19 protein-coding genes are annotated in these 14096 nt (G+C 32.0%); 8 read left to right on the forward strand and 11 right to left on the reverse strand.

Annotated features, from left to right (window positions below):
- Positions 1-43 precede the first annotated feature (43 nt).
- Both KA845_RS01855 and KA845_RS01860 read right to left on the reverse strand, forming a co-directional pair.
- Positions 44-427, reverse strand: a complete 384-nt coding sequence (locus KA845_RS01855; protein ID WP_002509630.1) for a VOC family protein — start codon at positions 425-427, stop codon at positions 44-46.
- A 21-nt stretch (positions 428-448) separates the two neighbouring features.
- Positions 449-853 carry an SRPBCC domain-containing protein gene (locus KA845_RS01860; protein WP_002509631.1) on the reverse strand — a complete coding sequence of 135 codons (405 nt, stop codon included), beginning with the start codon at positions 851-853 and terminating at the stop codon, positions 449-451.
- Between the two features lie 159 nt (positions 854-1012).
- On the opposite strand from KA845_RS01860, the gene KA845_RS01865 reads away from it, so the two are divergent.
- A complete protein-coding gene (locus KA845_RS01865) occupies positions 1013-1387 on the forward strand; it encodes a VOC family protein (protein ID WP_002509632.1) in 375 nt (124 codons plus the stop codon).
- Between the two features lie 160 nt (positions 1388-1547).
- Here the strand turns inward: KA845_RS01865 and KA845_RS01870 are convergent, their stop codons facing one another.
- Positions 1548-2675 carry an epoxide hydrolase family protein gene (locus KA845_RS01870; RefSeq protein ID WP_002509633.1) on the reverse strand — a complete coding sequence of 376 codons (1128 nt, stop codon included), beginning with the start codon at positions 2673-2675 and terminating at the stop codon, positions 1548-1550.
- Between the two features lie 239 nt (positions 2676-2914).
- On the opposite strand from KA845_RS01870, the gene KA845_RS01875 reads away from it, so the two are divergent.
- Positions 2915-3667, forward strand: coding sequence for a poly-gamma-glutamate hydrolase family protein (locus KA845_RS01875; RefSeq protein WP_021459353.1), 753 nt, complete (start codon positions 2915-2917; stop codon positions 3665-3667).
- 176 nt (positions 3668-3843) lie between these two features.
- Here KA845_RS01875 and KA845_RS01880 read toward each other — a convergent pair whose 3' ends face one another.
- From KA845_RS01880 to KA845_RS01895, 4 genes are all read right to left on the reverse strand, one after another.
- Positions 3844-4023, reverse strand: a complete 180-nt coding sequence (locus KA845_RS01880) for a hypothetical protein (protein ID WP_021459354.1) — start codon at positions 4021-4023, stop codon at positions 3844-3846.
- Positions 4024-5064: 1041 nt separating this feature from the next.
- A complete protein-coding gene (locus KA845_RS01885; protein WP_021459355.1) occupies positions 5065-5598 on the reverse strand; it encodes a CHAP domain-containing protein in 534 nt (177 codons plus the stop codon).
- Positions 5599-6460: 862 nt separating this feature from the next.
- On the reverse strand, positions 6461-7021 hold the full coding sequence (locus KA845_RS01890) for an LOG family protein (protein WP_002509637.1): 561 nt from the start codon (positions 7019-7021) through the stop codon (positions 6461-6463).
- Between the two features lies 1 nt (position 7022).
- Positions 7023-7550 (reverse strand): DNA topology modulation protein, encoded by a 528-nt coding sequence (locus KA845_RS01895; RefSeq protein ID WP_021459356.1) that lies wholly within the window; start codon positions 7548-7550, stop codon positions 7023-7025.
- Between the two features lie 160 nt (positions 7551-7710).
- Here KA845_RS01895 and KA845_RS01900 point away from each other — a divergent pair, with 160 nt between their 5' ends.
- From KA845_RS01900 to KA845_RS01920, 5 genes are all read left to right on the forward strand, one after another.
- Entirely contained in the window at positions 7711-8253 is a 543-nt protein-coding gene (locus KA845_RS01900) for a GNAT family N-acetyltransferase (RefSeq protein WP_107376750.1), read from the forward strand.
- A 364-nt stretch (positions 8254-8617) separates the two neighbouring features.
- Positions 8618-9061, forward strand: coding sequence for a LytTR family DNA-binding domain-containing protein (locus KA845_RS01905; RefSeq protein WP_002509640.1), 444 nt, complete (start codon positions 8618-8620; stop codon positions 9059-9061).
- Positions 9058-9519, forward strand: a complete 462-nt coding sequence (locus KA845_RS01910) for a DUF3021 domain-containing protein (RefSeq protein WP_103388619.1) — start codon at positions 9058-9060, stop codon at positions 9517-9519. The genes KA845_RS01905 and KA845_RS01910 overlap by 4 nt, the downstream gene beginning before the upstream one ends.
- Before the next feature lies 1 nt (position 9520).
- On the forward strand, positions 9521-9979 hold the full coding sequence (locus tag KA845_RS01915; RefSeq protein WP_002509642.1) for a DUF4188 domain-containing protein: 459 nt from the start codon (positions 9521-9523) through the stop codon (positions 9977-9979).
- A 534-nt stretch (positions 9980-10513) separates the two neighbouring features.
- Positions 10514-10846 (forward strand): hypothetical protein, encoded by a 333-nt coding sequence (locus KA845_RS01920; protein WP_107389166.1) that lies wholly within the window; start codon positions 10514-10516, stop codon positions 10844-10846.
- Positions 10847-11012: 166 nt separating this feature from the next.
- Here the strand turns inward: KA845_RS01920 and KA845_RS01925 are convergent, their stop codons facing one another.
- Positions 11013-11108 (reverse strand): type I toxin-antitoxin system Fst family toxin, encoded by a 96-nt coding sequence (locus KA845_RS01925; protein ID WP_107373825.1) that lies wholly within the window; start codon positions 11106-11108, stop codon positions 11013-11015.
- A 334-nt stretch (positions 11109-11442) separates the two neighbouring features.
- On the opposite strand from KA845_RS01925, the gene KA845_RS01930 reads away from it, so the two are divergent.
- On the forward strand, positions 11443-12105 hold the full coding sequence (locus tag KA845_RS01930) for an NYN domain-containing protein (RefSeq protein ID WP_167868056.1): 663 nt from the start codon (positions 11443-11445) through the stop codon (positions 12103-12105).
- Between the two features lie 55 nt (positions 12106-12160).
- On the opposite strand, the gene rpsR is transcribed toward KA845_RS01930, so the two are convergent.
- The 3 genes from rpsR to KA845_RS01945 all read right to left on the reverse strand — a co-directional run bounded on the left by rpsR (position 12161) and on the right by KA845_RS01945 (position 14017).
- Complete coding sequence (rpsR, locus tag KA845_RS01935; protein ID WP_002464877.1) at positions 12161-12403, reverse strand: 30S ribosomal protein S18; 243 nt, start codon at positions 12401-12403, stop codon at positions 12161-12163.
- Positions 12404-12676: 273 nt separating this feature from the next.
- Positions 12677-13372 carry a thioesterase II family protein gene (locus tag KA845_RS01940; protein ID WP_002509646.1) on the reverse strand — a complete coding sequence of 232 codons (696 nt, stop codon included), beginning with the start codon at positions 13370-13372 and terminating at the stop codon, positions 12677-12679.
- A gap of 12 nt (positions 13373-13384) precedes the next feature.
- Positions 13385-14017 carry a 4'-phosphopantetheinyl transferase family protein gene (locus tag KA845_RS01945; RefSeq protein WP_167868055.1) on the reverse strand — a complete coding sequence of 211 codons (633 nt, stop codon included), beginning with the start codon at positions 14015-14017 and terminating at the stop codon, positions 13385-13387.
- Positions 14018-14096: the final 79 nt, after the last annotated feature.

The following is a 14096-nucleotide window of genomic DNA, read 5'->3' on the forward strand; positions in this document are numbered from 1 at the left end:
GCGTTAATTTTTTAGTCAGAGCTCTGAATGTCTCTAACTCTTTTTATTGTTCAATTAATTGAATTAAGTTGCCACATGTATCATCAAAAACTGCTAGATTAATACCCTCAACTTCTTTAGGCTCAGTAGTAAATTGCACACCTCTTGCTACTAATGCCTCATACTCTTCAGCTAGATTAGAAGTCGCAAACATCGTAACTGGAATGCCGTCATTAAACAAACCTAATTGGTAGTTTTTCGCGACAGGATGCGCATTAGGTTCTAAAACAATTTCTACTGGATTGTTACTTTTGGGTTCAGTCACAGTTAACCATTTCGCATCGCCCATATCTATATCATGTTTTAATTCAAACCCTAATTTTTCGGTATAAAAATCACGTGCTCGTTCTTGGTCTTCTACAAAAATACTTGTTGCTACAATTTTCATGTTTAACTAACTCCTTTATTCTTACTGTAATGCCGCTCTAATTTTAACGCCATGTTCTATATATGCTTTTAAGCAACTTAACATGTAAACCCATCCTTCTTTTTGCTCTAACATAACCTCTAGTTCATCCGAATCAAAACCATTTTCCGTAGTTGTTACTAATGTTGCACCATCTTGTTCGGTAAAAGTAATCGTTACAGTTTTGTCGCCCCAAGTAAATGTAATATATTGATTAGGTACTAACTCCGTAATATTGATAGTTACTTCAGCGTTATACTCTACATATATTAACGTTATTTCTTTTCCTTCTGACCACGACTCTGAGCTAGAAGAAAACCAAAATCCTCCAATTTCATCCTTATCCACAAACGCTTCAAAAATACGTTCTGCAGGTGCAGCAATCGTCATTTTCGTTACAATATCCATAAAATTCCCCAATCTGTTAAGAGTTATTTACACAGTATAAGTTATTAACGTTTTTATCTTATTTCAAACATCACTATCAATCAGCGACATGAGTACGCCGTATCACGAATGTGTATACTTACACTGTATTAATACAACATTACTAAAGGAGATGTGGCAATGTTAAATCACGTGGCAGAAATTATGATTTATGTCTATGACCATAACAAAGCAATACAATTTTGGACTGAACATTTAAATTTCACTGTAGTTGAAGATACAGAAGAAATGGAGATGCGTGTCGTTAAGCTACAACCAAATACTCAAGCGCAAACGCTTATTGTTTTACAAGACAAAGCGAAAGTAGATGCTATGGATATGGGAGTCAGTACAACGACACCGTCATTAATTTTTTCTACAAATGACTTTGACCATCTCTATCAATCGCTAACAGAACAAGGGGTTAATGTAGGTGAAATAATGACATTACCTATGGGAAGAGTATTCAACTTCTCAGACTATGAAGATAACTATTTTGCTGTTAAAGATAATTAATAATTGAGCAAGCAATGCCACGAGTTAAATAATCATTGTACTTTTACTTAGCTACACAACTTAATCCCAACAATTGAACGCTCAGTAGTATAAAACACTTGAGCGTTCATTTATATATTAATAGTGCGCTTAAGAAAGAAAATTGACTCAAGGTCTTTTGCTATTCTGTCCATACAGTCCGAGTAAATGCCATAATTTCATTCACAAAAAGTTTAGGTACTTCCATTGCAGTGAAATGTCCACCTTGTGCTACTTCGTGTAAGTATGTCAAATTATAATGTTCTTTCACATAAGTCGTCGGCGGTAACATGACATCTTGTTCAAATAATGAAATACCGGTCGCCACAGTTAAGTTCGCTAATGGTAATAATTTAGTCGCATTTTCCAAATAAACATTGGCAGCTGTAGCAGCACAATTCGTCTCCCAATATAAATACACAAGGTGAATCATGTCTTCCGGTGAAAGTAAACTGTCTCCATTTTGATCTTTACCACTCCATGCCCAATATTTTTCACCTAACCAAGCCAACAAACCCACAGGAGAATCTGAAATACCAAATGATAGTGTTTGTGGTTTAGTCGCTTGAATTTCCATATAGCCTGTTTCAGTTTCAAAAAACGTTTGCGCACGTTCTTGGTAATCAGCCTCTTCTAATGAAAGACTATGTGTTTTCTTCAATAATGGTCGTATGATTCCTACATCAGTTAAATGTAGTCCTAACAACGCTTGTGGACTTTGTGAAGCCATATATCGTGCGACACTTGAACCTACATCCCCACCAGATATTATAAAAGGACGATCCCCCACTGCTTGTTTCATCAGTTGTACTAAAATTTCAGCAATCTCTTCATTGCTTACACCATGTTGGAATTTAGAAAAGCCAAACCCTGGTAATGAAGGGATAATGACATCATAAGATACTTTTTCACCATTAAGCGTAAAGCCTTGAGTCAAACTATCAATCACTTTCGTATAGCGTAAAATACTATCTGGCCAACCATGTAATAATAACAATGGAATACGACGTTCGGTTTTACCATGTTCATAAATAAAATGCAGATGCTGTCCTGCTACTTCTGTTTCATAATGATTAAACTGATTTAAATGACGCTCTAAACTCGACCAATCATATACATTCAACCAATAATCTGTGAGTTCCTTGACTTGCTCAATAGAAATACCATTATTAATGTCCTCATCTAACTGCACAGGCCATTTAGCATATTCTAGCTTAGCACGTAATAAATTCTTGTGAGCCTTAGAAAAATTAATGGAAATTCTTTTCATCTTTCATCCCACCCTCTTATCATTTTCGTAAGTACTATCACTTTATTCACTAGCAACAACATTTATATTTAATTATGTAACTGTTTAATTAGTTGCTTATTCCCTAATTATTGAATTATATTTATATTTTATTTATACCCCTTTAAGAACTAGAAATGGTAATAACTTGCTTGATATTGTAAAATACAGTTTGCATAGTGTAATAAACACTATGGGATTGTATGATTAAAGGAGTTAGTATGAAACACTTTAAGAAATTATATGGCAAATTGTATTATGTAATTCTATTTATTATTATTGTAGTATTTTTAAGTGGCTTATATTGGTTTTATATTACGAAACAACAAAACACTAATAATAACGATATTTATGATAACTTTGCAGCTTTAAAAGCTGACACAAAAGAAGGTAAAGATTGGCAAATCAATGTCAAAGACACAGATGACAATATTTTAATAACCGCTATTCATGGTGGCAGTATAGAACCAGGAACTTCAGAACTAGCGAAATTAATTGCCAAAAAAGGAAGCTTTGGACTCTACAGTTTTGAAGGATTACTACCTTCAAACAATCGAAGCTTACACATAACTTCTACGAATTTTGATGAACCCAAACTACTTGATATTATTGAAAAATCAGAAGAGGCTATATCTATTCACGGCGTTGATGAAAGTAAAGAAATTGTTTACGTTGGTGGCAAAGATACAAAAATGGCCAAAGCAATAAAGCAAGAATTAGAAGACAAAGGTTTTAATGCAACGCATAGTCCGGAGATGATAAATGGTAATTCCGGCGATAATATCATTAATAAAAATGAATCGAAATCTGGCGTGCAATTAGAAATTTCCAAAGGGTTGCGGGAATCTTTCTTTGAAGACGATGATACCGATTTAGAGTCTCGCGAAAACACTAACAATTATCGACAGGACATGTATGATTTTGCTGAAGCCGTAAGCCAAGGCATTAAAGCTGGCGAGCAAGCTAAAAAATAATTAACTATAAAAGAGCACAAGACATAAATCCCCATACTCAAAATAAGCGGACCAATCTATATTAAGGATTGGTCCGCTTATAGTTAATTTTATGATTTTAATTGTTCATGCTTGCCTAGTGTAAGGTTTATTTTATAATCAGAGCTATTTATATCCCGGACGCTTCATAATTCATACTACTTATCCAAAGTAACATTAATAATTTGTCCTACAAGTGCGAAAACACCAAGTACAATACAGACTACCCCAAAACTGATGAAACTTTGTTTTTTACCTGATCTTTGTTGAGAGGTTTTTTTACCTACGATTAATAAAATCAGCCCCACAATGATGAAAACTATTGCTGTTATCAACATATAATTCCTCTCCTTAATTTACATTTCTTAGTCAATCATACTATACCCGCTCACTTTTAATCATTAACTTTTCACCAAAATTAAAAAAAGACGCCATCGCGTCTGTCATTTCTATCCTCTAATTATGTTTGCTTTTATGTTTAGCTTCCACAATATTTGATATACAACTGGTAATCATTATTAGTATAGAAAAAATAGTAATACCTAGCCAATCCTCTATACCACAAATTACTATCATGAATAGAAAAATACATAATGCCAAAACTATACTTTTAAGAATACTATACATATAGCTCTTCATCTCAATCTACTCCTATAACTAAAAAGGCAAGCACTCTTGTACCTGCCCCAAGACTTACAATAGTTTGTTATTAGAATCAGTGAAAAGAGAGAGTATTCAAAAAACTGATTCTAACAATATTATATATATTGCAAACTTACTTTTGCAACGCTTTTTTTGATATATATACAATTATTTTTTGTTACAAATAAAAAAAGCCACCCGAAGGCGGCCAAAAGGGCGAAAATACAACTAATGTGTATCTTCAAAGTTAAGCATAGCAAAACTAACAACACAATACAATAACTTTATTTTTATATTTTGAGGAACTTTTCTGTTTTATAGGTAACATAGAAGAGGTAAGTATATAAAATTATATACTTATCCCGGTTGTTGTCTGAGCAGTGAGGCCTATTACACTTATAGACCTCTTGTTAATTATAAACTTACACTTATGAATTGTGCAACTTAATTTCTGATTCTTAATAAAATTCACACAATTTGTTCAATGATTAATACTATGTAGCACCACAAAATAACGATGACTATAACTATATCAAACTTAGTTCAATCATGCGTCTTTAGATAGTAATACGCATAAAAAAGGACGAGTACTAGATAGCACTCGCCCCAAAAATAGATAGAATTATTGTCTATATTTAATTTAATGTAAATTTAATGTAAAGTCAAGTAAATGATCAATTAAATTTAAAATTTTCCTAAATAAAATCATTAACTTAATTTTGTCATTAACCCTTTTATTATTTATATTCCGGGCGAATAAACCACATTTCACTTTCATAATCATGAACTACTCTATGTGCGACTTCTTCTTTTTCAGCACCTTTGCCTTCCCAGTTTTGATCTAAAGATTCAAACTTTTGATAGTTACCATCTTCATTACCATTTGTGACAATTGCCGTGTGACCAGCGCCCCCACCGTAATTTTCATTAAAAACTACGATATCGCCTTTTTGTGCTTTAAACCCTTCTGTACTTTTATGTACTGTTGCTTCACCATCAAAATTATTTTCCGTTGGGATGTCTTTAGCATAATCCCCTTCCAAGCCATGACCAAACAAATAATCCCATTGCATGTTTACTAAATCAAAACATTGCCAACCATATTCATTGTCATAGTCCCAGCCTTTTCCTTCTAATGATTCCGCATAGTCCATTGCTTCTGTATGTGTTACTTTTGCTGTTGCTTTTGCAGTATTACCATTACTCTGCACAACGACGTACACTAACATTACAGCAATCAATAGACATGTATATGTAACAACCTTAGTCATAATAGTTTCCTTTCAAATAAATAATTTTATAATTAATTGTTTATTTTTTTATTAACTAAATTCCTAATAAACCATAACACAGTGACATAAGCTACACTATTACATGAGTATAAAACTATATTACGTTTTTATACCTATATGTAATGAATTTAATGCGTTACCAAATAAAATTTTATTAGCACTTTATTTTTTGTTTCTAGTAGTGATAGACAAAGCGTATTCTAATCACTTTTAAATTAAATGACTACACATTAAAGACGTAAAAGTAGTTCTCTTTTCATTGTAATAATGTGATTCAATCATATTGTTAAAAGTAATAAATAGTTGTCTATTCAATTTTTAATATATCATATATGTTGCAATGTTTTAGTGTCACTTAGTTTTCATTTTCGTAAAGTTTTATTAAAAAGATTAATAAAATAAGAACACTCTTTTCAAGGTGCTCACAGTCAATTTTCGACTTTGTTGTCAGTTTTTTGGTGCACGCCTTTCCACGGGCACTGCCTTATCCTGTAGACTTCGGTGAGTGCTATTTCCGTAGGAGTCTGCCAAAAGTACTGCCCAGATTATTTATTCAAAGTTTATTCGCTATCAAATAAACCCTTCGCATTAATTAGCGAAGGGTTTGTTTACGTTTTGAGAGCATTCTCTTCAGAGTGCTCAGACTATTAAAAATACGTACAATATAAAAAAGAGATACACACAATTGAACAGCACGCTGATCAATTGTAACTTTAAAAATACTGGATATTCTGTTGATTGTAAACGTTCCACCAATAAACAGTAATAATTAGTGTGCCAAAAGTAAAATGATGTCTGTTAATTTCACAGTAAAACTTTCATTCAAAATTGTTTACTATAGCTAGTACGTTCTTACTGTCGGCGATTTATAATTCGCAATAAAGTCTTCAATTTCATCAAAAGCATCAGAAAATAAAATCTTATCCCTATCTTCTTGTGTTAAAAATGCGTTCGTAACCATTTGATCGTAGAATTGTTGGATCAAATCGTAATAATTATCAGTGTTAAAGAAAATACAAGGATTGTTATTCTGGCCTACTCTTGTCCATGAAACGACTTCTGTAATTTCTTCTAATGTACCTGGGCCTCCGGGTAAGGCAATACAAACATCTCCTTTTGCTAACATCGTTTCTTTTCTTACTGACATACTGTCTACAATAATAAGTTCATCTAATTGATCATGTGCTAATTCTCGCTCTTGTAAAAATGTAGGCATAACTCCAATTGTCTTGCCGTGATGTTGTATTACTGTATTGGCTACAGTACCCATTAAGCCTGCATTGCCCCCTCCAAATACTAAAGTGTGATTATTTTTAGCTATCCATTCGCCTAATCGAACCGCACTGTCTTCATATTCTTGTTTGTTTCCTTTACTCGCACCACAATAAACGACGATATTCATGTTAATTCTCCCTCTCATTCTCAATTTTCTTAGCAACTATAAACGCTTTAACTGCAGCTGGACTCGTTAAAATATGGACATTTTGCTGATTTACTGTTTGCTTTATTGTGTTTAAAATGTACGGTTTACGCTTTTTTGGATAATCCCAAATGTACTTAATAAACTCTAGATTAAATCTTTCTTTACATCCTTCACCCATATCTTTTCGTGTCTTGCCTAAATTTTGCAATAATCTTTTAGCTATTCTAAAAAGGCAAATTTTACGAGGCAAATCTAAAAAAATAACAGTATCTGCTGCGCTTAGTCGCTCTGCTAAACAAGCACTATAACTACCATCTATAATCCATGATTGTTTGGGTATGATGTTTTGTAATATTTCTTCTTGTTCATCCTCACTTGTCATTATCCATTGAGGCTTCCAAAAAAGCACATCTAAGTGATATAGCGGTAATTGCAATTCGCTAGCTAATGTGCGACACAAAGTAGATTTTCCTGAACCAGAAGAACCCATAACAACAACTTTTTTCATTAACATCACCCTCTATGTATACTGGATTTGAAATTAATTGTACATGAGTACCTATATGTTCACAATTTTTAATTTATCCAAATTACACCTACTCCTGTTCACCACTATAGCAATTTAGTGTAAACTGAAACAATACAATGCAGATGAAATGAGGGGTACAATGTTCAAAACATATATTAATAAGCAATTAAGTTTAAAAATATTAGAAGAATCCGACACTCAAGCTTTATTTAATGTCGTCGATGAATCTCGTACATACTTGGCTGAATGGTTACCATTTGTTAATTTAACGAAAAGCAGTGATGATACGAAACAATTTATTAAATCAGCATTACAACAATTCGTTGCACATGATGGCTTTCATTGTGGCATTTGGTATAACGATAAATTAGTAGGTGTCATCGGTTTACATTATATAAATTGGTTAAATGAAACTACCTCAATTGGTTATTACCTACATCAAGACTACCAAAAGTTAGGTATCATGACTGAATGCACACAATTTTTAATAGATTATTGTTTTACAGAATTAAAGCTTAATCGTATTGAAATCAGTACTGCAACACGAAACACGAAAAGCCAAAACATTCCTAAAAAACTTGGTTTTACACAAGAAGGCATATTAAGACAAAATGAAAAATTAAACGGCTCATATTCAGATAGCTATGTTTTCAGTTTACTGCGTAGTGAATACAATCGCTAAAATGTACCCTTCTGATATTGTGAGCACAAGCAGCTACACCTAGTTATAACACTATGCTTAGGTGTAGCTTTTGTTATTTCTTGGGAAATATTCTTTATTGTCTACACCTTATTTAAAAGCGACGCCATTATTTATATCGTGTTTTTTCACACAATCCACTTTTATCGTACAACTTGTCACCATTACATTTTAGCTACTCATATGTACGAACCTCATACTTTTAATTACGTACTATTGTTAACCACTACACAATGAATCAGAACTACATCACCATACCACTTAGCTTGTATAGTGCACCACTTGTTCAATTGCTATAGTAATTTTGTTATAAATTTGATTAACTTACTTTAAGGGGGAGACGGAATTGAAAATTCAAGTTGACTATAGTGAACAAATGACACACGATGAATTGCTCATTACATGTAATAAACACAACCATGATATCGATAAATTATTGACTCTCATTAATGATTTTTATAATCAGCCAAGTTACCAAGTTCGTGATCTCAACAATGATATTTATTTTATTGCGCAACACGATATATATAGTTTTCGTTTTGAAAATAGGTTACTAAAAATTTATACATTAAAAGGTACTTTTATTTTAAATGAACGACTTTATAAAGTTAAAGAACATTTAGCAAGTCATTTTTTACAAATATCTAAATCTGAAATTATCAATACAATGTTTATCGATCACTTAGTTTTAAATAAAAACGGCATTATCGAAATTATATTTACCAACAATGACTCTACGTATTCTTCCAGAAGATATTTAAAGTCTATTAAGGAGGCATTAAAATTATGAAACGTTTATTGATGGGAAGTACTATGGGCATTGCACTAGGGGTTTTAATCTCTATAATATTTTCACTTATCTTTGCTGATGGTAGCTATGACCCAGTCAATCCGCATTCTTTTATGGGGGAAATCTACAATGAACACTTAACTGAAATCCAAACATTTATTATAGCTGTAGTGATTTGGATATTGTTAGGTATTACTTTCAGCACGAGCAGTTTAGTCTTTTCACATTTGCGATATACACGAGTAAAAACCACCATGCTTCACTTTATCATCATGCTTTTTATCTTCTTTCCTTTAGCAATACTAGCTGGTTGGTTTCCTTTCAAAATCTCAGCTATTGTAATATTCATTATAATATTTGTAGTGATTTATGTAGTGATTTGGAAAATACTTAATACTAAAAATCAAAAAGATATTGAAGCTATTAATAAACAACTAAAAAAGCAAAGGACTGATTAGTATGAATAATGGTAGATACACTGTTTTACCGCATAACGATGTAACTGTATTTCTTATAGGCATGCGTGTCAACAAATGGTTCGCAGTTCACAAATGGCTACCAGTCTTTTTAGCTATGCCACCAATGATGAAAGAATTAATGAGTGATAAATCACTGGGCTGCTTGTCTTTCGAAATGTTTTTTAAATATCGTGGAAATATAGTAGTGCAATATTGGGAATCGAATGACAAACTACTCACCTATTCAAAAATGCCCAATCATCTTAAAGCTTGGAAAAAATTTATGAAACGTACTCAAAATAATGATGCTGTTGGATTTTATCATGAAACGTATAACGTCAAAGCTCAAGCATATGAAAATATTTATATTAATATGCCAGACTTTGGTTTAGGAAAAGTTGAACAGCCAGTAAAAGTAAATAAACACATACATTCAGCCAAACAAAGATTGAAATCATGATGCTATTTTAATTAAATATGCTAATGTTTGTAGTTTTAAAAATACGAATTTGATCTTTTCATATTTGATTACACCTCTCACATTATCTGTAACGTGAGAGGTGTAATACTATGTATAGATTTATTAAAGTGCCAGTACAAAATTTTTATTCTACTAATACATTGTAATAAATCATTTTTCTTTCTAGGTCTCTTCACATCAAGTGTTATAATAATTGCAGGTGTTGTTACTTTTTGTATAGTCCTATTTACATTGGGAGTATACTCTATAGTTAAATGTTAAGAGATAAGATAGGTGAAAACTATACTATATCTATTATATTTTTTTAGAGTTACGTGATAGCAAGTATATGAATATGTATAATACTAATTAACTTAATTATATAGAGAGGTAGATATACATATGAGTAATACGGAAAAGAATAAGGAGAAGAAAGTTATAAGTGTATTCAATTGGGCTTTCTTTATTCTAGTATTTATACTATATTTTTTTGTTTATAATTACATAGATAATTTACCTAATGATGTGGAATATATGAACCCTTTAGTATTAACACTAGCAACATTATTCTTTGGTACTTCAATGAAAGCTACATACGATATACTAATCAATATTTATTTTGGTTTTGAAGAAGATATTCCTAAGTATTATAAAAAAGGAAAAGTTCAAATACATAGTTTTATTGATTTTATATCTATTGGTTTTGTTTTGATAGTTATAGTTAAGTTTATTAATAACTTCACAATTGCACTTGCTATTACTATTTTCTTTGTAGCTTTTCTAATGTTAACTGCTTATATGTACTTATCAAAGAAAATCTTAACTAAGAAGAGTAATTGTAGTGAAAAAGAAACAAAATCATATTAGGTATAAGGCTAATTAAGAAATACAGAAATATCTCAGTTAACTATTTTTGCATTCCCATCCACTATGGTGTTATAATATGCGTAACGAAAATAAGTATTCACTTATACACCAATCCCCTCACTACTGTCATAGTGAGGGGATTTTTGTTGGTGTGGCTTAAGGTCGCCTAGTTTTTATTGCGTTTACTTAGCCAATAAGTAAAGTACGCGATGGCACAGCCACTAATGACTGGCCCTATGATGTGAACGAAAATAAGTATCACTTTATACACCTCCTCTCTACGTCAACTTGACGCCTGAGGAATAGGCGACTTCATTATTATATCACCTGTGAGTTGTTACGCATATGTACTCAAGAATGGTTTCCAAATTTTGGACAGTTCACTAATTGGAAATGATAATAAAGAAGATAATGATACCGTAGGGATATGATAAAGAAGTTAGAAAAGATTGATAGTTAGAATTGACTATATTTAAACTGAGATGTATTATATTTAGCATAAGGTCACGAATACAGACCTATAAAAATACTAAAATACCTGTAGCTCTGCCATTTAATATACTTGGGCAGGGCTTTTTTTATAAAAGGGGATAGTCATGAAAAAAGTAGCAATAATAGTTGATGGACAATTTTTATTACATAGAATAAGAGATGCACAATCTTCTACACAATATCCAAACCTAGAAGATCAATATAATTTTTTAACTAATCTTATTAATTCAAATGACGAAGAACTTTTTAGAATTTTTTATTATCAAGGTAGCCCAAATAAACAAACTGTAGACAAACCCATTTCAAAAGATAAAATAAATTTTTCAGAATCTCAAATTAATAAATATTCCAGTAACCTTATCACCGAATTATTAAACAAAGATTTTGTTGCTATGAGGCTTGGGGACACTTTCTTTAGAGGTTGGAAACTAAAAAATCCAGTTCTAGAAAAAATTAGAAAAGGTATAATTAAAGACACTTCAAAGTTAACTGATGATGATTTCACACCTGATTTCCAACAAAAAGGTGTAGATATAAAGATTGGTTTAGATGTTGCCTGGCTATCAAATAACAATATAGTAGATAGAATATATATGGTTACTGGAGATGCTGATTTTATCCCTGCATTAAAACAAGCAAGAAGAGATGGTATTCAAATTAAACTAGTTAAAATAGGCACCAAAAAAATAAATAACGATTTATTAAAACATTCGGATTTTATATTAGACTTATCCAACAATGATGTAATAGATAAAATCTCCAAATAAAACACAAAAAACCCTCTAGTCTGTTTACTAGAGGGTTTTGCAGATACAATATTTATTATTGTTCTTCTTTAACATATGGTAATAATGCCATATGACGAGCACGTTTGATAGCGATAGTCAACATACGTTGATATTTAGCTGAAGTGCCTGTTACACGACGAGGTAAAATTTTACCACGCTCAGAAATAAAACGTTTTAATAATTCTGTGTCTTTATAGTCGATGTGTGTAATACCATTTGCTGTGAAATAACAAACTTTTTTACGACGACGTCCGCCTCTTCTTGGTCCACCTGCCATGGTTAACTGCCTCCTTTTACGATAATTTGTTTTTTATACGCTCAATTATTAGAATGTTTATCAATCACTATGTGTGTGTTGTGATTGTTAGTTATCATTTCTATTATTATTAAAAGATTTTTTATAGATATGTGTGAAGTATCGGCAAAATCTTGTGTGTGTGTATATGTGCACTATCAATAATATAAAATAGCCTGTCATTTGTCAATACGTTGTATTGGAAAATATAAATGATAGTAGATTTTTATGGTAATTACATTTATCAATGCGAAGTTAATTAATAAGCGCTTTAATTTCCTCGCTCAGTTGATCATACGAATTATTAATAAAGAAGTGGTCCCCATGGAAAAATTTGTAATCTACTGCGGCTTCCGTCAATTCCGACCATTTATAGACAGTGTCAGTTGCTATATCATCGTTTTCACCGACAAATACAGACAATGTCGTCTCTACTTTGTCTTCATGTTGACTATTGTGGTAATTATCAATAGCTAAAAAGTCATTTTTTAGTGATGGCTTCACTAAATCCCATAACTCCTCATGATTTAGCACTTCTTCCGGTGTCCCACCTTTATTTTGGATGAAGCGTTTAAATTCTAGATCATTCATATGCTCAATGTTATTATTGCGCTCTGTATAACCTATTGGCTCACATGCACATAAAATCATATGTTGTGGTGCCGTATAACCTATTTCTGAAAGTTTAAAATATATTTCGTAAGCTAAAATTGTCCCTAAACTATAACCCAATATGATAAATTTTTCCGGTCGTTCTTGCATGATTTGTTTTACTAAATCATCCACCATATCTTCAATTTCTTCTAATGGTTCTTCTATTAACCGTTCACCTCGACCAGGTAATTCTAAGGGTTTTAAGATGATATCACTTGGGAGTTTATCCTTCAATGGATAATATAATGACTTATTGCCTCCTGCAAATGGAATACAAAATAATGTTGTTTTTACCATATACTCAACCCCTTAAAGTATAAAATCTTTGTTAAATGTTGGCGTGATATTTGTTATTTCGACATTTAAAGTGCTAGCTGTTGCTGTGTCCATAATGATAGACAACCTATAATCTCTATTAAATTGCCGAGAAAAGACTGATAGTTGATCAGGCCGAGTTGCCATATCATCTTTGATACTATAGTTGTTATGGCCTGGCACAATCGCAAATGAATCTAATGATTTATACAATCCTGTACCAATTAACTTTAAATAACATTCTTTTAATGTCCAGAGTTCATAAAATCGTAGTAATTGTTGCTCAATGCGACCTGCTCTAATATAGTGGGCTTCTTCTACAGCAAAATATTTATCTGGAATTGATAAATCAATGGGTGCTATTTTCTCGATATCTACACCAACATTATAATCACTCACAATACATACAGAATAACCACTAGTATGGGAAGTATTAAAGTAGTATTGGGATGGTGTAGTGATTAACGGTTTACCATATTCGCCTCGATGCAAAGTAATATCTTTCATATTACAACCTGTATGTTGAGCAATACAAAAGTGCTTAAATTGTTGAGAGTACCATCGCTGATATTGTTTATGTTGATACTCGGAATTACTCGTGTTCAATACGTAAATTGTTACGTCCATGCTGACACATCCCATTAAGTAAATTATGTAAATGCAAGAGCATCTCAGAATCCAACTGGTGAATTCCGGCATGCTCTTA

The organism is Staphylococcus sp. GDX8P114P-2 (genome assembly GCF_017892945.1).
Classification (GTDB): Bacteria; Bacillota; Bacilli; order Staphylococcales; family Staphylococcaceae; genus Staphylococcus; species Staphylococcus arlettae.

Coding starts and splice junctions, on each gene's coding strand:
- KA845_RS01855 (WP_002509630.1), bottom strand. CDS start 427: ATGAAAATTGTAGCAACAAGTATTTTTGTAGAAGACCAAGAACGAGCA.
- KA845_RS01920 (WP_107389166.1), top strand. CDS start 10,514: ATGAACCCTTTAGTATTAACACTAGCAACATTATTCTTTGGTACTTCA.
- KA845_RS01945 (WP_167868055.1), bottom strand. CDS start 14,017: ATGGACGTAACAATTTACGTATTGAACACGAGTAATTCCGAGTATCAA.
- KA845_RS01880 (WP_021459354.1), bottom strand. CDS start 4,023: ATGTTGATAACAGCAATAGTTTTCATCATTGTGGGGCTGATTTTATTA.
- KA845_RS01930 (WP_167868056.1), top strand. CDS start 11,443: ATGAAAAAAGTAGCAATAATAGTTGATGGACAATTTTTATTACATAGA.
- KA845_RS01875 (WP_021459353.1), top strand. CDS start 2,915: ATGAAACACTTTAAGAAATTATATGGCAAATTGTATTATGTAATTCTA.
- KA845_RS01860 (WP_002509631.1), bottom strand. CDS start 853: ATGGATATTGTAACGAAAATGACGATTGCTGCACCTGCAGAACGTATT.
- KA845_RS01895 (WP_021459356.1), bottom strand. CDS start 7,550: ATGAAAAAAGTTGTTGTTATGGGTTCTTCTGGTTCAGGAAAATCTACT.
- KA845_RS01940 (WP_002509646.1), bottom strand. CDS start 13,372: ATGGTAAAAACAACATTATTTTGTATTCCATTTGCAGGAGGCAATAAG.
- KA845_RS01915 (WP_002509642.1), top strand. CDS start 9,521: ATGAATAATGGTAGATACACTGTTTTACCGCATAACGATGTAACTGTA.
- KA845_RS01870 (WP_002509633.1), bottom strand. CDS start 2,675: ATGAAAAGAATTTCCATTAATTTTTCTAAGGCTCACAAGAATTTATTA.
- KA845_RS01885 (WP_021459355.1), bottom strand. CDS start 5,598: ATGACTAAGGTTGTTACATATACATGTCTATTGATTGCTGTAATGTTA.
- rpsR (WP_002464877.1), bottom strand. CDS start 12,403: ATGGCAGGTGGACCAAGAAGAGGCGGACGTCGTCGTAAAAAAGTTTGT.
- KA845_RS01900 (WP_107376750.1), top strand. CDS start 7,711: ATGTTCAAAACATATATTAATAAGCAATTAAGTTTAAAAATATTAGAA.
- KA845_RS01890 (WP_002509637.1), bottom strand. CDS start 7,021: ATGAATATCGTCGTTTATTGTGGTGCGAGTAAAGGAAACAAACAAGAA.
- KA845_RS01865 (WP_002509632.1), top strand. CDS start 1,013: ATGTTAAATCACGTGGCAGAAATTATGATTTATGTCTATGACCATAAC.
- KA845_RS01910 (WP_103388619.1), top strand. CDS start 9,058: ATGAAACGTTTATTGATGGGAAGTACTATGGGCATTGCACTAGGGGTT.